Below are 18351 nucleotides of genomic sequence, written 5' to 3'. Positions count from 1 at the left end.
CAGGTCGCCTGGTGTTCAGGGGGTGACGGCCGTGCGGTGCGATCCGGCTTCCAGGAAACTGCGCAAGTGCGGCAAAAGCAGCGATGGCTTTTCTTCTTGCACAGCGTGACCGACACCGCTCATGATGACGAGCTTTGAATCCGGTATATTTTCATGCAGCCTTTTGCCGACAGCCAGCGGCACGATTTCATCTTCCCGGCTCCAGACAATCAGGGTGGGAATGGTCAGACTGGCGTAGTTTTCCGAGAATTGTTGCAAATCGGTTGGCAGCATTTGCCGTACCGACGTGAGCAGCGCGTATTTGGCGTCGGGTTTGCCGAGATCGGCGGCGTAGTGGTCGATGGCTTCTTGCGGAATGAGGTCATCGTTGAAATACACGATCTTCAGCAGATTCTTCACCTGGAAGGTATTGGGCACGGCATAAGTGATCAATGGCCCCAATATTGGCGTTGCGAGTATTTTTACGAAACCGGGCAGTTCCTGCGGGTAGGCAACGCTGTCGATGAGTACCAGGCTTTTTTGCAGCCCCGGATTGGATGCCGACAAATAGATCGATACCGCCAATGCGACTCCGCCACCATAGGAATGGCCGATGATGTGGAGATTCTTTAAGTTGTTTTCGAGAATGAAGTTTCTCACCAGTCTGGCTTGCTCGTAAACGGAATACGCATCATCGCGCGGTTTCGGAGAATCGCCGAAGCCTTTCAAGTCAATGGTGATGACCCGGTTCTTTTGCGCCAGCGGTTCAATAACATGCCGCCAGCTATAACTGCTTGCGCCAAAACCATGAATCAGCAATACCGGTTCGCCGGTGCCGGTGCTCCGGGATGCCAGTTCCAGTGCGTTGGTTTTGTCCAGATTCTGGTATTGCGTCCAGCCGGGAATGTTTTTATCCATGACAGCACAGCCGCCGGAAGTTAAAACCGCCAGTAGCAGCGCGAGTGCCGGGAGGAGATTTTTTCTCATTTCAAGGCGTGAATCAGCATCACCAGATCGAATACCCCGCCGCCGCAAAATGAGAGTGCGCCAAAAATAGGCAATACCGCAATGTAATTGCATGCGGTCTTGAGCCGTTTGGCCTCATCTTCATTTTCAATCTTCATGTGGCGTGGAATGGATAAAATGACATAGCTGATCAGGTAAAGAAAAATGATGTTTCCGATCGTCAGCGGCAGAAGATTGGTCAGATAGATTTCCACCGGACCGAGCGTTTGTTCCGGGCAATAACCGCATTTGTCGATCAATTCAAACACCATGTCGCGTCTGGCGTTGATGAATTGAAAGAAACTCAATGTGGTATTGACAGCACCCCATAAAGCCGCCAATAAAACAATTGGAAGTCCCAATTTATCCATTTGATTGCTTTTCCTTGATCATTCCTTGTTGAAGGTTATCACGGGGAGATTTAAAACGAAACGAATTGTTATCAACCGGGATGAAAGTGAAGATCAGCGGCGGCAGGCCGTGGAGCCGCCGCGGTCAGCGGCAAGTTCAAGATGTGCGTTTATCCGGTGCGTTGAGTCCTATTGCGGCGATCAGCATCCCGAGAACCGCCAGCCCCGCGACAACGGCAAATGCATGCAGATAGCTGCCGGTGATGTCCTTGATGCTGCCGGACAGCAGTGTTCCCAAGATGGCGCCTGCACCGTAGGCGGTAAACATCAGTCCGTAATTTTGCGCATAGTGCAGTTTTCCAAAGAAAATGCCGGTGGCGGTGGGCGCGAGCGCCAGCCATCCACCCAGGCACATCCACAGTACGCAGAATGCCAGCAGATACAGCATGGCGTTGCCTTGTCCGAAAAAAAACAACAGCAAAGACGCGCTCAGGATCAAGGTAAACGAAACCATCGCGGTGTGCTTCGGGCCGAGCTTATCGGTTAACGCGCCGAACAGCGGCCGCCCCAGTCCGTTGAATACCGCAAACAATGACACCGTAAGCGCTGCGGTGGGCGCGTCCAGCTGCGCCACTTCGGTACCGACCGGCGATGCGATGCCGATCGCCATCAATCCGGCCACACAACCGATCGTGTACGTTGCCCATAGCGCATAGAAACGGGTGGTTTTTAGCATGGCTTGCCGGTTTAAATGCAAAGCGGGCGGAACCGGCGCGGCGTTCAGCGTGCCGGATCCGGCAGGATTCCATGCGTCCGGCGGGAAACGCAATAACTGCGCCAGCAGGGCGATGACGATGGTGAATGCAATACCAAGATACAGAAACGTATGCATGATCCCGATCTCCGGTTGCAGAATCATCGCTTTCATCAGCGGTGCAATCAATAATGCCGATACGCCGAAACCCATGACGGTCAATCCAATCGCCAGCCCGCTGTGGCGTGGAAACCATTTGACCACGACGGCAATCGGGCAGCCGTACACGATGCCGACCCCGGCGCCGCCGATGACGCCGTACAACAACGTTAAAGTGGCGATATCCGTGGAAAAACTTGCCGCGATCCACCCGGCTCCCGCCAGTAAACCGCCGAGTGTAGCTGTCATTCTCGGTCCCCAGCGCTCGATCAGATTGCCCGCCAGCGGCATCGCAACGGCAAATACCGCCAGAAACACCATGAACGGATATCCGCTCTGGCTCGACGTGATCCCCCACAAAGCTTCCAATGGTTTCCGGAAAACGCTGAAGGCATAAATCGATCCCAGGCACACATTGATCAATAACCCGATCGCCACAAACACCCAGCGGCCTTTTGCCGCTTCCATACCGAATAATTTCAAATCGTGCCGGGTCATCTCAGTTTTTATCCATTGTTGTTTTTTAACCGCTGCTTTTTGCTGATCTTACCGGTTCTTGGTCTGCACGGGGCGCTAATCCGGGTGATTGCTGCGATTATTGCAACAGGAAGCTAACATGTTTCCCGGCGGGATGGTTAATGAGCGGAGTGAAGCCGTATTAGTTGTATGCCACTGGCACTTGAAATGGATGATGCAGGTATTAAATCGGTTGATTTACCCACTCGAGCGAGGTGAGCGGCATTGCCACTTACCTCACTTCATGGGACTTCAGATCGTTTGATGAAATGTGAACGTTAGAAGCCGATGCCTAAATAACCACCAGCCGTCAAGCCATCGACATTGATACCATCTTTTTTACCACCGGTAATATGGTAACGAGCGTCGACACCGGCGTAAAAATCTTTCCAGACTCGATATTCCGCTCCTCCGGCAAATACGACGCCGGGAATAAAAAAGGAGGCCGATTCGCCCGGCGGGCTGATGATGTGCATGCCGAAACCGGCCGGAATGATCCACGGCCTGAACCGGTTGCCTTCAAGAAACTTGATTTTGGGCGATGCATAAATTGATAGTTGGCTGACTGTCACGCTGTGTGGATTGATGGCGCCGCCGATCAGTTGGGTCGGCATATTGGCCAACGCATTACCTTGCACATGTGAGCTGAATTCTTTGTACTCGAACATCAATTCAGCTAACACATTGGTTCTAGGTGCCAGATCCCAGGCATTCTTGGTGAGATTCCAATCGAAACCGGCACCGAAATACCAGCCATTCTTATCGGGCCGGTCTTGTGCACCGGCAGAGACCACATCACTATGGAATACCATGCCATCGCGATGTTGCGAGCTATGCGCAAAGCCACCGCGGAAAAATACCATATTGCCTTTCTTTTGATCTTCCTGATTTGCTTCTGCTGAACTTGCTGTTTGCGGGATTTTTCTAACTTTTTCAGTTAGCTGAGGGATTTGTTGGTTTTGCGGGTTTTGTTGAATTTTTTCAACTTTCCCGGTTACCTGGGAAGATTGAATTTTCAAGCTTTCCAGTTCATTTTGCATCGTTTGCATGCCACTCTGCATGGCCCGCAATCGTTCTTCCAGTTCTTTAATCCGTTGCGCTACCGCATCTTGTGCCAGAACCTGAGATGAGGCCACACTACCAAAAAAAAATCACACCAACGAATAAAACGGAACGTACCTCGTTAAGAATGTTTTTCATTCAGACTTCCTTTCATTTTAGTAGGTTATTTTATTTCCAATCAAATTGCATGGAAGCTTCCACTTGCTGACTCAATCCAGCTGTTAATCAGGTCGCATGCCTTGCTTCTCTCTTTCATTTTGATTGGGCGGCCAGTATAAGGGCCTAAATGTTAATTCTTTGTTAAGAATCACGGGTATTGAAGACGGTTTGCCGGGAGAAAATTAGCGAAGATTAGAATGAAATCCGGGTTTTTAAGGGCGAACAAAACGACTGTTCCAGCACTCCATTGAGACTTGCCAAGCGACATCTGTCAAGGCTCTGGAAAGATTTTATGCCTTTAGAGGTGATTACAGGAATCGGTTCGTTTGCTAGGGTTATAAATGTGAATTTTTTGTTAAGAGTGCGGCGTATTGAAGAGGGTTTGGCGGGAGAAATTAGCGAAGGGTAGAATGAAATACGGTTTTTTAGGAGCGAACAGAACAGCTGCTCCGGTACATGATTGAGCCTTGCCAAGCGACGCCTGGCAAGGCTCCGGAAAGATTTGATACCGTTAGAAGTGATTACAGGATACTGGCATTTTCAGCGGCTTGTGGGCGAAATTCTGTTGAGCGATTCATTGCTTCCATAGCAAATTCCAATACTGGGGTTTGCTTGCTTATTAGGCGGACTTGTAGTGAATCCGTCAGGGCATTCAGGGGTGCGCCACCTTGGTAACTGAAGCGGATGGAAACTTGGTCGCCTCTGGAAACTTTGATGGGTTCGGCTAACGGAAAGACGATGTATTGCGTGTGCCAATCGATGGTGCTGCATGTTGCCATATTGATGGCCAGTAAATTCTTGGTAATGAGCCGCAAGGCATTAAGTTGACCGTCTTCGGTAATCAGAATTTCCCCGTCCCATTGGCAAGTTTGGCTATACGGTTCGGCATAGGCCAGTAATTGGAATACTTCGGGATCTCCCAAGCCCTTGCTGCGTTCCTGAGTGGCGTAGGGGTTCTGGAACTGGATGGTGGGTGCGTAGAATCCTGCAAAATGAAAATCGTGTTGCATGGGTTGGATCGCCTGAATGCTTGCTTCGGGAATAAAGGCAGGCAATGGTCCGCCAAATTTCTTCAAGTAACGTTGTTTGAACGAATCGATCACCGGCATTTGCTTTTCGCGGAGCAGACCGGTATGCAGCATTTCACAAATCACCACATCGACCGGTTCCGGCGGCAGGTAATGCATGGCATCGGCCTGAATTACTTCCACTTTGTCTCCGTTACTGTTTTGCGCCAGCAGATTGCGCGCGGCGCTAATCAGTTCCGGGTTGCGCTCGACACAATAAACTTTCTGCGCTTTTTGTGCGGCAAAGAACGATTGCACGCCGGTGCCGCCCCCCAGTTCCAGCACTTTGGCGCCCGGCTGGACGGCGAGGTCAATCGCATCTTTAAACCCTTGCATGCGGGCAGTGTCGTTCAGCATATTGTGGTGATAGTGCAGAGGAATGAATTGGCCGAGTTCCAAGCTCTCAAATTTATTTTGCATAGGAATTCCTGATCGATAAGTGCTGCGGTTAATAATGGAAACTTTGTTGTACATGCTAAGAGCAACGATCATGCCAGTCTGCAGCAAAGCATATAGAGACTATGTTTGCGTTTTTATATTTGATTTTTTTGTGCAAACAAGCGGCAAACCCGGCAAAAATTGCCGTGCCTGAAAATAGTCACAACTTAGTATTTGCCGGAATTTCCGGAAGTGGAAGTGAAAATCACAATGAGCGTTGGTTCCTCTGTAGCTCAAGTGCGGGATGAACAGGAAAATAATGTTGCCGCGTGGTATCCATCCGATGCGATGGGTATCTCAATCGATCACGGTACCGATGGATTTTGCATTTTTAGCAATTTAGAACACTTTTCCGCCGGTATTCCTAAGATAGACTGTTCTATAACACGTGATAGTATTGCCGATCTTGCAAATCTGGAGATTATTGCCGAGGCTGTAGTCTTGGTCAGGAGACTCAAGTTTCTTGGCGTATCCCGGCAGTCAGCAACGAGTCTTCCAATCCCGTTCTATGAAGCGCTTCTTCTGTAGGTAAAATTCCTACATTTTGATGAGAAGATTACCTAACCTCGATTAAGCTCATCTTCCATTTACTTCCACTGCCCCATAATTGAAAATCTCACCTGTGCGTTACGGTGTTTTAATTCAAATATTTTCAATTAAAAAGGGTGATGAAATGGAAACCAATCAACTGCTAGACGAAATCAGAGATATCAATTTAAGTTATTTGCTGCTGGCTAAACAGATGTTGCGGGATGACAGAGTAGCCGCCATGTATCGATTGGGAATTAATCAGGATATTGCTGATATACTGGAAAAACTGAGTTCAGCACAGCTGATCAAAATGGCGGCTTCCAATATGTTACTGTGCCGTTTCCGCTTTGACGATCGATTGATTGCCGATATGCTGTCCAACGATTCCCGCGACCAATCGGTTACCAAATCGCATGCCGCGATTCTAATGGCAGGAAAACCGGCAGAAGCGATTGCATAGCATTCAATAGACGAAATCAGGGAGTAATATCATGCGCAATCGAAGCATTATCACCGAAGCCAAGCAAATTCAGTTGGCGACAGAATTAATTGAATTGGGTGCCCGGTTACAAGTTCTGGAAATGAATACCGATCTGAGCCGTGAAAGACTGGTTAAACTTTATAAGGAAATCAGAGGGGTATCGCCACCTAAAGGGATGCTGCCGTATTCGGAGGATTGGTTCATGAGCTGGCAACCGAATATGCATTCTTCGTTATTTATCAATATCTATCATTATGTAACGAAAAATACCGGGATTGACGGCATCGATGCGCTGATTAAGAGTTACCGGCTCTATACCGAGCACATCACGGTCCATCAACTCGAGAAAGTGTTAAGTTTGACCCGCGCATGGACTCTGGTGCGTTTTGTGGAAAGCGGCGTATTGTGCATAGCGCCTTGTGTGAATTGTCACGGCAGTTTTGTCGTGCACTCACTGGAGATTCATTCCAACCATGTGTGCGGTTTGTGCAATATTCCTTCGCGTGCTGGGAAAACGAAAAAAGCAGCGCTTGCTAATTTGCACTAGAAAAACATAAATTTGCCAAGTCAATCCGGTTATTTCAGCAGGTCTTTGATGCGGCTGAGCGCTTGCTTTAAATTATCCATTGATGTGGCGAAAGACAAACGCATGTAGCCGTCACATCCGAAAGCGGAACCGGGAACTACGGCAACCCCGGCTTTTTCCAGCAGATATTCGCTAAATGCGATATCGTTTGCTGCACCGATCAGGTTTTTCTTGTAGAGATCATCGATCGATTGACGGGCATCCGCAAAGGCATAAAAAGCACCATCGGAAGATAAGCAACGCACACCGTTGATTTGATTCAGTTGCTCGGTAACAAAAATATTGCGTTCCTTGAACGCCGCGATCATCGGATTCATACAGGACTGATCACCGTTCAATGCCGCTTCAGCCGCTGCTTGCGAAATAGAGCTTGGGTTGGACGTGCTTTGCGATTGAATATTCTCCATTGCGGTAATAATGTGCGCAGGTCCGCCGCAATAGCCGATACGCCATCCAGTCATCGAATACGCCTTGGAAACGCCATTCAGAACCACGGTCTGGGCAAATAATTCCGGGCAGGCGTTGACGATGTTAATAAATTTCTGACCCGATAACAGAATATGCTCGTACATATCGTCCGTAGCGATCAGAATCTGCGGATGCTTGCGTAACACTTCCCCCAATGCTTTCAGTTCATCCAGTGTGTAAACCGCTCCGGATGGATTACTCGGACTATTGATGACAAACATTTTGGTTTTCGGGGTGATCGCGGCTTCCAATTGTGCCGCGGAAATTTTGAAATTCTGCTCGATGCCGGTATTGATGAAAACCGGTTTGCCTTCCGCGATTAACACAATGTCAGGATAAGAAACCCAATACGGTGCCGGAATGATGACTTCGTCGCCGGGATTGATCACCGACAATGCCAGATTAAAAAAGCTCTGTTTACCGCCGCAGGAAACCAGAATTTGTTTGGCATCGAAGACAAAGTTATTTTCCCGTTTGAACTTTGCCACGATGGCATTTTTCAGACCGGGTGTGCCGCCAACCGCCGTGTATTTGGTTTGACCTTTATTGATCGCGGCAATAGCGGCATCCTTGATGTGCTGAGGGGTATCAAAATCGGGTTCGCCAGCTCCCAATCCAATGATGTCTTTACCTTCGGCTTTGAGTTTCGCAGCCCGGGCGGTGACAGCAAGAGTAGGAGATGGCTTGATGGTTTGAACGCGGTTAGAGAGTTCCACAAAAATCCTCGCACTAAAATAGATAGACCGGCATGTTAAAATGACACAAAGAAACAATTCAATGATGGAATTATACCTGTGATCGCAACCTTCCCCAATAGTCCGTACAAATTACATCAAGCGTTCGCTCCCGCGGGAGACCAGCCGGTTGCAATTGCGCAATTGGTCGAAGGCATAAACGACGGCTTGGCGTATCAAACATTATTGGGCGTTACCGGATCCGGTAAAACGTATACGATTGCCAACATGATCGCGCGTTTGGGCCGTCCGGCCATCGTGATCGCGCCGAATAAAACGCTGGCGGCGCAGCTGTACGCGGAAATGCGCGAATTTTTCCCGGAAAACGCCATCGAGTATTTCGTCTCGTACTACGATTATTATCAGCCTGAGGCGTATGTTCCGGCGCGTGATCTGTTTATCGAAAAAGATTCCAGCATCAACGAACATATCGAGCAAATGCGCTTGTCCGCGACCAAATCGATGCTGGAACGCGATGATGCCATCATCGTGGCGACGGTGTCGTGCATCTACGGTATCGGCGACCCGGTGGATTATCACGGCATGATTCTGCACTTGCGCAGCGGGGAGAAAATTTCGCAGCGCGACATTATCAAGCGCCTGACCGAGATGCAATACGATCGTAACGAGCTGGAATTCAAACGCGGTGTTTTTCGCGTGCGCGGCGATGTGGTCGATGTTTTTCCGGCGGAAAGCTCGGAAGCGGCTTTGCGCGTGTCGCTGTTCGACGACGAAGTCGACAGCATGTCGCTGTTTGATCCGCTCACCGGCCGTATGCTGCAAAAACTGTCGCGCTTCACCGTCTATCCTTCCAGTCACTATGTCACGCCGCGCAGCACCACGTTGCGCGCGATGGAAACCATCAAAACCGAATTGCGCGAACGGCTGGAGTATTTCTATCAGGAAAACCGGCTGGTCGAAGCGCAACGCCTGGAGCAACGCACGCGCTTCGATCTGGAAATGCTCAACGAATTGGGTTTCTGCAAAGGGATTGAAAATTATTCCCGTCATCTGTCCGGCAAAAACCCCGGTGAACCGCCACCCACACTGCTCGATTATCTGCCGCCCGATGCGCTGATGATTATCGATGAAAGTCATGTCACGGTGCCGCAGATCGGCGGGATGTACAAAGGGGACCGTTCGCGCAAGGAAAATCTGGTGAATTATGGTTTCCGCCTGCCGTCCGCATTGGATAATCGTCCGCTGCGGTTCGAGGAATTCGAGAAACGGATGCGGCAAACCGTGTTTGTATCGGCTACACCCGCCGATTATGAGAAACAGCATAGCGGTCAGGTGGTGGAACAGGTGGTGCGTCCCACTGGTCTGGTGGATCCGGTCATTGAAGTGCGCCCGGTTGCCACGCAAGTGGACGATTTAATGTCGGAAGTTCATTTGCGTACCGCCAAGAACGAACGCGTGCTGGTCACCACGCTGACCAAACGCATGGCGGAGGATTTGACCGATTATTTTTCCGATCACCAAATCAAAGTGCGTTATTTGCATTCCGACATCGACACCGTCGAGCGCGTGGAAATTATCCGCGATTTGCGTCTGGGACAATTTGACGTGCTGGTTGGGATCAACCTGTTACGCGAAGGACTGGATATTCCCGAAGTGTCGCTGGTGGCGATACTGGATGCCGATAAGGAAGGTTTTCTGCGTTCGGAGCGATCATTGATTCAGACCATCGGCCGGGCGGCGCGTCATATCAATGGCACGGCGATTTTATATGCGGATCGTATTACCCGCTCGATGCGCGTTGCCATTGATGAGACCAACCGGCGGCGCCAAAAGCAGGTGGAGCATAATCTGCAAAATGGCATCACGCCGCGATCGGTACATAAACGGATTAAAGACCTGATCGACGGCGTCTATAACCATGAATCCGCACAACAGAATCTCAAGGCCGCGCAAGTGCAGGCGCGTTATGACGCGATGAATGAAGCGCAACTAGCCAAAGAGATTCAGCGGGTTGAGAAGAAAATGCTGAGTGCCGCCAAGAATCTGGAATTCGAACAAGCGGCACAGTACCGGGATGAACTAAAAAGCCTTAAAAACAAACTGCTGATTGGTTTTACCGATGTCGCGTAAGTAGGATTATTTCTTCACTTCGGTGGAAGAAACGAAAACGAGCGTGCCGAAAGTGCGGTTCAGCGTTTTGCTGGTGAAGTTGGTCATGACCATGTCTTGAACGAAACGAATGCGATCGCCCTTGTTCACTTTAGTCGTCGGTGCGGCGATCCAGAAGCGGTTGCCGGCATTTTCCAATTCCATGTAGGTATAGCCGGTAGTATCGATGATATCGACAACGGTTCCTTCGTTATTCGCCATTTTTCCGCTGGATGCATGCGGTGACTGGGAATCTTGCGGTTCATGGTGAATGGCCATGACCTGGGCGGAACTGAACAACAAACATCCCATCAGGGCGATGAGAGATAAAGAAGAAAATTTCATAAGTGCTCCAAAGTGACTGTTTTGATGGGTGCGGTATCATACACCGCCTGTTATTTTGTTCCAATAGCGGTTGACGCCGCGTATGCTCTGTCCTGGCGGACCTTTTCAAAAAAACAAATGGCCGCCGCGGCGGCCGCATTCAATGATTCGGTTTTACCGGGCATGGGAATCACGATATTTTCGTCTGCTGCCTGGATCATTTCTTTGGACAATCCAGCGCCTTCGTTACCGAATACAAAAGCGGTGGGGCCAACCAGAGAGATTTCAAAAAGATTCCGGTTGGCTTGTATCGATGTGGCAATGACCGTTCCGGAAAATTGCTGTGCGACCTTTTGCAAATCACTGTCTTCATGAATGTGCAAAAAAAAGTGCGCCCCCATCGCGGCTCTGAGCGTTTTGGGCGACCAGGCATCGGCGCATTGCTTGGACAAGTAAACATCCTTAACGTTGGCGGCAGCGGCGGAACGCAGAATCGAGCCAAGATTGCCGGGATCCTGGATAGTTTCCAGCAGAACGCTGAACATCTCCTTGCCGTTACTGACATCTTTTTTCACCGCGGGAAGTGCAATCAGCGCGAGGATGCCGGACGGTGTTTTGACCGGAGATATCTCGCGAAATAAAAGATTGCTGACCACCGTCAATTTGGGAGGGGTATGGCCGAAAAGAATGGTGAGAAAGTGCTCATTCTCGGCATCGTCAATATAAGCCTGGCTGACAATCAGATTTTTCGGAGCGCCCAACACGGAGCAATAGATCTGAATTAGATGAATGCCGTCGAGCAGCGTTAAGCCGGTTTTCTTGCGATATTGCGACGATTCTTCCAGTCTGATCAGTTGTTTGATGAGCGGATGGTCGCGTGACGTAATGACTGGCATGAGGTGCAAATCCGCTATGAGAGTCGGTTCACGCTATGCGTCATTACCGGTGCTTGATATAGCGATATTCCGCCGATTTTGCGTGTGCTTGTAATCCTTCCCCGTTAGCCAGTATCGATGCAATTTTCCCGAGCTTTTCGGCACCTTGCTGCGACACTTGAATCAGACTGCTGCGTTTTTGAAAATCGTAAACACCGAGTGGCGACGAGAAGCGCGCAGTGCGTGAGGTCGGCAGCACGTGATTGGGGCCGGCGCAATAATCGCCCAACGCTTCACAAGCATGACGGCCAAGAAAAATAGCACCGGCATGGCGGATTTTATCGACCCATTTTTCCGGTTGCTCAACCGATAACTCCAGGTGTTCCGGTGCGATTTTGTTAGCGATCTCGCAAGCTTCGTCCAGATCTTGCACCTGAATCAATGCGCCGCGATTTTCCAGTGAGGCGCGAATGACACTGTGGCGCGGCATTGCCGCCAATTGACGGTCGATGCTTTGTGCGACTTGATTGAGAAATTCCGCATCCGGCGACAACAAGATCGACTGCGCCAGCTCGTCGTGTTCCGCCTGGGAAAACAAATCCATCGCAATCCAGTCGGGATCGGTTTTGCCGTCGCAAATCACCAGGATTTCAGAAGGCCCAGCCACCATATCGATACCGACGATACCGAACACCCGGCGTTTGGCCGCTGCAACGTACGCATTGCCAGGGCCGACGATTTTATCGACCGGCGGCACGGTTTCGGTGCCGTACGCCAATGCGCCGATCGCTTGCGCGCCGCCGATGGTGAAAACGCGATCCACTTTGCTAATGGCCGCGGCTGCCAGCACCATATCGTTGCGTTCGCCATCCGGAGTAGGGACAACCATGATCAATTCTTGCACACCGGCGACTTTTGCCGGAATCGCGTTCATTAGCACCGACGACGGATACGAAGCTTTGCCACCCGGCACATAAAGACCGGCACGATCTAGCGCGGTCACTTTCTGGCCCAATAACGTGCCATCGGCATCGGTGTATTGCCAGGAACTGAGCGGTTGCTTCTCGTGATAGCTGCGCACCCGTTCCGCTGCTTGCTGTAATGCAGTCCGCTCAGCTTCTGGCAATGTTGCTAACGAATGCTGCAATTGATCCTGCGTCAGTTCGAGGTCTTTGGCGGATTGAATGGCCAGCCGGTCGAAGCGATTGGTGTATTCGATCAGTGCGGCATCCCTGCGGCTGCGGATATCGGTGAGAATGTTGGCAACCGTGACATCGACAGCATCATCCTGGGCATTTTCAAAAGCCAGGAGCTTGTCGAGACAGGCATTGAAATCGGCATCGGTGGAGTTGAATCGTTTTATTTGAATCATGGTATGAATGGGTTTCAGATGCGCGCGGCTATCTACTGTTTCACCGCAGCGGAAAATGCATCCAGCACCGGCTGAATGGCATCCTGTTTCAGTTTCAGTGCAGCCTGATTGACAATCAACCGGGATGAAATCTGCATAATTTCTTCGACTGCGACAAGATTATTGGCTTTTAAGGTGTTGCCGCTGGACACGAGATCGACGATGGCATCGGCTAATCCGACTAAGGGCGCCAGTTCCATCGAACCGTACAACTTGATCAGGTCGACATACACACCTTTTGCGGCAAAGTGCTCGCGTGCGGTTTGCACGTATTTGGTGGCAATGCGTAACCGTGCGCCTTGACGCACGGCGGAGTCGTAATCGAAACCATTGGGTACAGCCACCATCATGCGGCAGCGTGCGATATTCAGATCCAGCGGTTGATACAGCCCGGCGCCGCCATGTTCTTGCAGCACATCCTTCCCGGCGATGCCCAAGTCGGCCGCGCCGTATTGCACATAAGTCGGGACATCCGAGGCGCGCACGATAATCAAGCGGACATTGGCTCGGTTAGTGGATAGAATCAATTTGCGCGACGACTCTGGATCGCCCAGCGCGACTATACCCGCCGCTTTTAACAGCGGCGCCGTATCTTCAAAAATTCGCCCTTTTGACAGGGCGATCGTGATATCAGTCATAAAATCCGGAATTATCCGAGGTTAGCTTCCGCGAAGTCCCAATTGATTAATTTATCCAAAATCGCATTGGCGTAATCGGCGCGGCGGTTTTGATAATCCAGGTAATAAGCGTGTTCCCATACGTCGATGGTCAGCAGGGGGCGGATATTTTTGGTGATCGGTGTTTCCGCGTTGCCGGTTTTAGCGATGGCAATTTTACCGCCGTCCACAACCAGCCACGCCCAGCCGCTGCCGAATTGTGTCAGCGCCGCTTGTGCGAATTCTTTTTTGCATGCTTCCAGACTGCCGAATGATGCTTCGATTTTTTGCTTCAGTGCTGCGGAAGGTTCGCCGCCGCCATTCGGTTTCAGGCTGTGCCAATAGAACATGTGGTTCCAGACTTGCGCGGCGTTGTTGAAAATCGCGGCTTTATCCGCTTGCCCGGCGGATGCGCGGATAATTTCCTCCAGCGATTTACCGGCCAGATCGCTATTCGCCAGCAGATTATTCAAGTTATCGACATAGGTTTTGTGGTGCTTGCCATAGTGAAAACTCAGCGTGTTGGCGCTAATGACCGGATCAAGCGCAGTGTTTGCGTAGGGCAGGGGCGCCAGAACATATTGGGTACCGGCTTGAGCAGCTTGGGAAAAATTATCGACATTAATAGTGGACATATGGGTCTCCTTAGTGAGTTTTTTGGTGTAATTTTTTAACAAATCAAACATTTGATCACTTCCCTTAGGGGATATTGTTCGTTTCCGTGGTGAACGTGATTTTATTGTAGCCTGCCAAGCGCGCCGCTTCCATTACCGTGATCACCGATTGGTGCGTTGCTTTTGCATCCGCATTGATGATGATAAACGGATCCGGCTGATTCTTGGCCGCAGCCATCAAGGCATCGCGCAGACTCTCGATACTGGCGGATTTAATGGCTACCCGGTTGATGGTGTAATCGCCCAGCGCGCTTACCGTGATATCGATATTGTTCGGTTTCTCGATATTTTTATCGACTTGTTCCGCGCTGGTTTCCGGCAAACTGATTTCAAGCTCGGCAAATTTTGAATAGGTCGTCGTCACCACCAAAAAAATCAAAATCACCAATAATACATCGATCATCGGTATCAGATTGATTTCCGGATCGTTATTTTGTTTTCCGCGTTGAAAATTCATGCAAATGCCGGTTGTATTGATAGCTGGTAACGTTTTAAACGCAAATCAATGAAAAGCTCGCTGTTAAATCAGGTGAGTATAATACCAGTTGTGTTTTTTGTTGCAGCGATCGAAATAAATTACACGATTATTGCACAGACTTATAAAATAGCCAGCCGGGCTTTCAGGGTGTGATAGTACAACATTCTCTTGGATATTTATTTTTAATTTTTTGCCAGTTACAGTGAAATGATTAAACCGTTAATCAGCGTAGTGATGGGAAGTAAAAGCGATTGGGATGTGATGCAGCATGCGGTGGCTATTCTGGATGAATTTCATATCGCCTACGAGGCCAAGGTGGTTTCGGCGCATCGCACGCCGGATTTACTGTTTCAGTTCGCCAGAGAAGCCAAGGCGCGTGGCATTCAATGCATCATCGCCGGTGCGGGCGGCGCGGCGCATCTGCCGGGCATGATTGCGGCCAAAACTACGCTGCCGGTGCTGGGCGTGCCGGTGAATTCCAGACATCTACAAGGCTTGGATTCATTGCTGTCGATTGTGCAAATGCCGAAAGGCATACCGGTCGCCACGTTTGCCATCGGCGAAGCCGGGGCGGCGAATGCCGGGCTGTTTGCGGTGGCGCTATTGGCGGTGAATAACAGTGAATTGAGCGCGCAGCTGGACGAGTACCGGCGCAAACAAACCGAATCCGTACTGAACGCCGAGTTGCCGCAATAATGGTGATCATGCCTGGCGCGATGCTCGGTGTGCTGGGAGGCGGGCAGCTCGGGCGCATGTTCGTGCAAGCCGCGCAGCAAATGGGCTACCCAGTCACGGTGCTGGATCCGGACAGCGGCAGCCCGGCTGGGCGCATTGCCGATGCATTCATTTGTGCGAATTATGACGATCCGGAAGCGCTGGAAAAACTCGGCAGTCAATGCGCGGCGATAACCACCGAATTTGAAAATATCCCCGCGAATTCGCTGCGAAAACTGGCCAAATCCTGTGTCGTCAGCCCGGATGCATACAGCGTTTCGGTCGCACAAAACAGAATTGCGGAAAAACAATTTCTCGGTATCAATGGCTTTGCCGTCGCCCCGTTTGCGGTCATACAGCAGGCGGATGACTTTGCCGATCAGGATGCCGCGGAGTTGCTGCCCGGTATTCTGAAAGTCAGCCAGTTCGGTTACGACGGCAAAGGTCAGATCAAGGTATCCAGCGGCGCGGAATTACTGGCGGCGTATGAGCAGCTGAATCACGCCGTGTGCGTGCTGGAAAAATTCATGCCGCTGAAAAGCGAGATCTCGGTGGTCGTGGCACGCGGCAGCGCTGGCGAAATGCAAACGTTTCCGGTCGCCGAGAATCAGCACGTCAATGGCATCCTGGATGTCAGCATCATCCCGGCGAGAATTTCGCCGCAATTAGCCTCGCAAGCGCAAGAGATTGCCGGTCAGGTGGTTAAAAAACTGAATTATCGGGGTGTGCTGTGCGTCGAGTTTTTTGTGTTGCACGACGATACGCTGTTGATCAACGAAATCGCACCGCGTCCGCACAACAGCGGGCATTATTCGATCAACGCCTGCGTCACGTCGCAATTCGAGCAGCAAGTGCGCACACTGTGTGGTTTACCGCTCGGTTCGACCGCGCAACTCAGCCCCGCAGTGATGATCAACCTGCTCGGCGACGTCTGGCGCAACGGTGACCCCGACTGGAACATCGTGCTGCAACACCCCTCGGCCAAGCTGCATCTGTACGGCAAAGCCGAAGCACGCACCGGCCGCAAGATGGGACATTTCACCGTATTGAACAGCGATATCGAGACCGCATTGAGCGCAGCACTGCATATTAAACAACAACTCGACCAAAGTTAAAGCGAACACCATGACCGAAACTGCATTGTTTGAAACCGCCATCAAAAGCCTGCCATTTTTGCATCGCGGCAAAGTCCGCGATATCTACGCCGTCGGCGATGACAAACTGCTGATCGTGCAAACCGACCGCCTGTCGGCGTTCGACGTGATCCTGCCGACTGCCGTGCCCGGCAAAGGAAAAATCCTTACCGCGTTATCGCAATTCTGGTTCGGCAAACTCGCGCATATCCTGCCGAACCACCTCACCGGCATCGCACCGGAATCGGTTGTTGCTGCAAATGAACGTGAGCAAGTGGAAGGCCGCGCGTTCGTAATCCGCCGCCTGAAACCGCTGCCCATCGAAGCCATCGTGCGCGGCTACGTCGTCGGCTCCGGCTGGAAGGACTACCAGCAAAATGGCGCAATTTGCGGCATTCCGCTGCTGCCTGGATTGAAACTCGCCGATAAGCTGCCAGGTGGCGCGATCTTTACGCCATCGACCAAAGCCGCTGCCGGTGCGCACGATGAAAATATCGCTGTCAGTGAGGTGGAAAAACTGTTAGGCCGGGAATTGACCGCCAAAGTCAGCGCCAAAGCCATCCAGCTCTACTCCGAAGCCGCTGAGTATGCCTTGCAACGCGGCATCATCATCGCCGACACCAAATTCGAATTCGGCCTGGATGAGCAAGGCGAGCTCTACCTGATCGACGAAGTCCTCACCCCCGATTCATCCCGCTTCTGGCCCGCCGATCAATATCAACCCGGCCAAAACCCGCCAAGCTTCGACAAACAATTCGTACGCGACTGGCTGGAAACGCAGGATTGGAATAAAAAAGCGCCTGCGCCGGAATTACCGGAGGATATTTTGCTAAAGACGGTAAAGAAGTATCGGGAGGCATTGAAGCTGCTGGCAAGATAAACTTCTACGCGAACGAAAATGACAATCATGATCGATAGTAAAGCGCAGGCACAACCAATAGCAAGTTGGTATTATCATGGGTAAGAATAAGAATTCTTAATTATGCATCCCTTCCTTGCAATCGTAGAAAACAACAAATAAGAAGGAGAAGAGAGATGGGGTTCTGGAAAATCCTTGGCGGAATCGCTGCCGGAGTTGGCGTAGTGGTAGCGTTGCCAGTGGCTGGACCGATAGGAGCGGTCACTGGCTTGGGTGCCGCCATTGGAGGTGGTTTTGGTGCATTGGCTGGTGCTGCCGCCTCCGTTATTGATGAGGAAGAGAAGAAAGATGCTCACTGTTCTGGAGAAAAAAAAGCCACGGCCAAGTATGAGGAAAAGTGTTCGAAGCTTATAGATGCTCTTAAAGTAGCGGAAGAAAGGCTCCGCGATGACAAAACATACTTCGAATTGCTCATTGCACTCTTCGCAGTTGGTATGGCAACCGCAAATGCTGATAGTGACATCTCGGATGAAGAAATAGCTGATCTTGATGAATTTATCGCGGGGATTGGTCACTCGAACCTGCCTTCACATGTAAAGGAAACGATCACAAGGCTCAAAAATAACCCACCTAACTTCAATACTGCGATGGAGTATGTATCAAAACTGGAAAATATCGATCTGAACCTATTCGAGTCGGTCATTGAGGTCATTTCGGCCAGTGATGGAAAAGTGTCAGAAAAAGAGAGAGCATTGTTGAACGCTTTTCGTAAAGCCGTCGCATAGAAAGTGGAGGTGCAATTGTGGATAGTACAAAGAGATTTCTCAAA

General features: G+C 50.6%; 20 protein-coding genes. 8 read left to right on the top strand and 12 right to left on the bottom strand.

Annotation, left to right across the window (positions count from 1 at the left end):
• Positions 1 to 15: 15 nt before the first annotated feature.
• From R2083_RS09270 to R2083_RS09250, 5 genes are all read right to left on the bottom strand, one after another.
• Positions 16 to 966: an alpha/beta hydrolase gene (locus tag R2083_RS09270; protein ID WP_317538284.1), complete on the bottom strand. Its 951-nt coding sequence runs from the start codon at positions 964 to 966 to the stop codon at positions 16 to 18.
• The gene (locus tag R2083_RS09265; RefSeq protein ID WP_317530469.1) at positions 963 to 1355 is read right to left on the bottom strand and encodes a hypothetical protein; all 393 of its coding nucleotides are present in this window, start codon (positions 1353 to 1355) and stop codon (positions 963 to 965) included. Before R2083_RS09265 ends, R2083_RS09270 begins: the two co-directional genes overlap by 4 nt.
• Before the next feature lie 136 nt (positions 1356 to 1491).
• Positions 1492 to 2745, bottom strand: a complete 1254-nt coding sequence (locus R2083_RS09260) for an OFA family MFS transporter (RefSeq protein WP_317538283.1) — start codon at positions 2743 to 2745, stop codon at positions 1492 to 1494.
• A gap of 296 nt (positions 2746 to 3041) precedes the next feature.
• Positions 3042 to 3899, bottom strand: coding sequence for a porin family protein (locus tag R2083_RS09255; protein WP_317538282.1), 858 nt, complete (start codon positions 3897 to 3899; stop codon positions 3042 to 3044).
• Between the two features lie 606 nt (positions 3900 to 4505).
• The gene (locus tag R2083_RS09250) at positions 4506 to 5471 is read right to left on the bottom strand and encodes a methyltransferase domain-containing protein (RefSeq protein WP_317530472.1); all 966 of its coding nucleotides are present in this window, start codon (positions 5469 to 5471) and stop codon (positions 4506 to 4508) included.
• 216 nt (positions 5472 to 5687) lie between these two features.
• On the opposite strand from R2083_RS09250, the gene R2083_RS09245 reads away from it, so the two are divergent.
• From R2083_RS09245 to flhC, 3 genes are all read left to right on the top strand, one after another.
• Positions 5688 to 6017 carry a hypothetical protein gene (locus R2083_RS09245; RefSeq protein ID WP_317538281.1) on the top strand — a complete coding sequence of 110 codons (330 nt, stop codon included), beginning with the start codon at positions 5688 to 5690 and terminating at the stop codon, positions 6015 to 6017.
• A 145-nt stretch (positions 6018 to 6162) separates the two neighbouring features.
• On the top strand, positions 6163 to 6480 hold the full coding sequence (flhD, locus tag R2083_RS09240) for a flagellar transcriptional regulator FlhD (protein WP_317530474.1): 318 nt from the start codon (positions 6163 to 6165) through the stop codon (positions 6478 to 6480).
• A gap of 31 nt (positions 6481 to 6511) precedes the next feature.
• The gene (flhC, locus tag R2083_RS09235; protein ID WP_317530475.1) at positions 6512 to 7048 is read left to right on the top strand and encodes a flagellar transcriptional regulator FlhC; all 537 of its coding nucleotides are present in this window, start codon (positions 6512 to 6514) and stop codon (positions 7046 to 7048) included.
• A gap of 29 nt (positions 7049 to 7077) precedes the next feature.
• Here the strand turns inward: flhC and R2083_RS09230 are convergent, their stop codons facing one another.
• Complete coding sequence (locus R2083_RS09230) at positions 7078 to 8271, bottom strand: pyridoxal phosphate-dependent aminotransferase (protein ID WP_317538280.1); 1194 nt, start codon at positions 8269 to 8271, stop codon at positions 7078 to 7080.
• 78 nt (positions 8272 to 8349) lie between these two features.
• On the opposite strand from R2083_RS09230, the gene uvrB reads away from it, so the two are divergent.
• Complete coding sequence (uvrB, locus tag R2083_RS09225; protein WP_317538279.1) at positions 8350 to 10380, top strand: excinuclease ABC subunit UvrB; 2031 nt, start codon at positions 8350 to 8352, stop codon at positions 10378 to 10380.
• 6 nt (positions 10381 to 10386) lie between these two features.
• On the opposite strand, the gene R2083_RS09220 is transcribed toward uvrB, so the two are convergent.
• From R2083_RS09220 to R2083_RS09195, 6 genes are all read right to left on the bottom strand, one after another.
• A complete protein-coding gene (locus R2083_RS09220) occupies positions 10387 to 10743 on the bottom strand; it encodes a hypothetical protein (protein WP_317538278.1) in 357 nt (118 codons plus the stop codon).
• Between the two features lie 50 nt (positions 10744 to 10793).
• The gene (locus R2083_RS09215) at positions 10794 to 11618 is read right to left on the bottom strand and encodes an RNA methyltransferase (protein ID WP_317538277.1); all 825 of its coding nucleotides are present in this window, start codon (positions 11616 to 11618) and stop codon (positions 10794 to 10796) included.
• Positions 11619 to 11661: 43 nt separating this feature from the next.
• Entirely contained in the window at positions 11662 to 12966 is a 1305-nt protein-coding gene (gene hisD / locus R2083_RS09210) for a histidinol dehydrogenase (protein ID WP_317538991.1), read from the bottom strand.
• 35 nt (positions 12967 to 13001) lie between these two features.
• Entirely contained in the window at positions 13002 to 13646 is a 645-nt protein-coding gene (hisG, locus tag R2083_RS09205) for an ATP phosphoribosyltransferase (protein WP_317538276.1), read from the bottom strand.
• A gap of 11 nt (positions 13647 to 13657) precedes the next feature.
• Positions 13658 to 14299: a superoxide dismutase gene (locus R2083_RS09200; protein WP_132427542.1), complete on the bottom strand. Its 642-nt coding sequence runs from the start codon at positions 14297 to 14299 to the stop codon at positions 13658 to 13660.
• 64 nt (positions 14300 to 14363) lie between these two features.
• Positions 14364 to 14795 carry an ExbD/TolR family protein gene (locus R2083_RS09195; protein WP_132427544.1) on the bottom strand — a complete coding sequence of 144 codons (432 nt, stop codon included), beginning with the start codon at positions 14793 to 14795 and terminating at the stop codon, positions 14364 to 14366.
• Positions 14796 to 15023: 228 nt separating this feature from the next.
• On the opposite strand from R2083_RS09195, the gene purE reads away from it, so the two are divergent.
• The 4 genes from purE to R2083_RS09175 all read left to right on the top strand — a co-directional run bounded on the left by purE (position 15024) and on the right by R2083_RS09175 (position 18307).
• The gene (purE, locus tag R2083_RS09190) at positions 15024 to 15512 is read left to right on the top strand and encodes a 5-(carboxyamino)imidazole ribonucleotide mutase (RefSeq protein WP_317538275.1); all 489 of its coding nucleotides are present in this window, start codon (positions 15024 to 15026) and stop codon (positions 15510 to 15512) included.
• Positions 15512 to 16645, top strand: coding sequence for a 5-(carboxyamino)imidazole ribonucleotide synthase (locus R2083_RS09185; protein ID WP_317538274.1), 1134 nt, complete (start codon positions 15512 to 15514; stop codon positions 16643 to 16645). Before purE ends, R2083_RS09185 begins: the two co-directional genes overlap by 1 nt.
• A 10-nt stretch (positions 16646 to 16655) precedes the next feature.
• Positions 16656 to 17543, top strand: coding sequence for a phosphoribosylaminoimidazolesuccinocarboxamide synthase (locus R2083_RS09180; RefSeq protein WP_317538273.1), 888 nt, complete (start codon positions 16656 to 16658; stop codon positions 17541 to 17543).
• Between the two features lie 155 nt (positions 17544 to 17698).
• The gene (locus tag R2083_RS09175) at positions 17699 to 18307 is read left to right on the top strand and encodes a hypothetical protein (protein ID WP_317538272.1); all 609 of its coding nucleotides are present in this window, start codon (positions 17699 to 17701) and stop codon (positions 18305 to 18307) included.
• Positions 18308 to 18351: the final 44 nt, after the last annotated feature.

It is taken from the genome of Nitrosomonas sp. Is35 (genome assembly GCF_033063295.1).
GTDB lineage: Bacteria > Pseudomonadota > Gammaproteobacteria > Burkholderiales > Nitrosomonadaceae > Nitrosomonas.
The sequence above is the reverse complement of the archived record's forward strand: the minus strand, read 5'-3'. Positions and strand labels throughout refer to the sequence as shown.

Excerpts from the sequence above, each read along its gene's own strand:
- purE (WP_317538275.1), top strand. The coding sequence starts at position 15,024 with ATGATTAAACCGTTAATCAGCGTAGTGATGGGAAGTAAAAGCGATTGG.
- R2083_RS09270 (WP_317538284.1), bottom strand. The coding sequence starts at position 966 with ATGAGAAAAAATCTCCTCCCGGCACTCGCGCTGCTACTGGCGGTTTTA.
- R2083_RS09180 (WP_317538273.1), top strand. The coding sequence starts at position 16,656 with ATGACCGAAACTGCATTGTTTGAAACCGCCATCAAAAGCCTGCCATTT.
- R2083_RS09260 (WP_317538283.1), bottom strand. The coding sequence starts at position 2,745 with ATGACCCGGCACGATTTGAAATTATTCGGTATGGAAGCGGCAAAAGGC.
- R2083_RS09185 (WP_317538274.1), top strand. The coding sequence starts at position 15,512 with ATGGTGATCATGCCTGGCGCGATGCTCGGTGTGCTGGGAGGCGGGCAG.
- flhC (WP_317530475.1), top strand. The coding sequence starts at position 6,512 with ATGCGCAATCGAAGCATTATCACCGAAGCCAAGCAAATTCAGTTGGCG.
- R2083_RS09175 (WP_317538272.1), top strand. The coding sequence starts at position 17,699 with ATGGGGTTCTGGAAAATCCTTGGCGGAATCGCTGCCGGAGTTGGCGTA.
- flhD (WP_317530474.1), top strand. The coding sequence starts at position 6,163 with ATGGAAACCAATCAACTGCTAGACGAAATCAGAGATATCAATTTAAGT.
- R2083_RS09265 (WP_317530469.1), bottom strand. The coding sequence starts at position 1,355 with ATGGATAAATTGGGACTTCCAATTGTTTTATTGGCGGCTTTATGGGGT.
- R2083_RS09220 (WP_317538278.1), bottom strand. The coding sequence starts at position 10,743 with ATGAAATTTTCTTCTTTATCTCTCATCGCCCTGATGGGATGTTTGTTG.
- R2083_RS09200 (WP_132427542.1), bottom strand. The coding sequence starts at position 14,299 with ATGTCCACTATTAATGTCGATAATTTTTCCCAAGCTGCTCAAGCCGGT.
- R2083_RS09195 (WP_132427544.1), bottom strand. The coding sequence starts at position 14,795 with ATGAATTTTCAACGCGGAAAACAAAATAACGATCCGGAAATCAATCTG.
- R2083_RS09250 (WP_317530472.1), bottom strand. The coding sequence starts at position 5,471 with ATGCAAAATAAATTTGAGAGCTTGGAACTCGGCCAATTCATTCCTCTG.
- R2083_RS09215 (WP_317538277.1), bottom strand. The coding sequence starts at position 11,618 with ATGCCAGTCATTACGTCACGCGACCATCCGCTCATCAAACAACTGATC.
- hisG (WP_317538276.1), bottom strand. The coding sequence starts at position 13,646 with ATGACTGATATCACGATCGCCCTGTCAAAAGGGCGAATTTTTGAAGAT.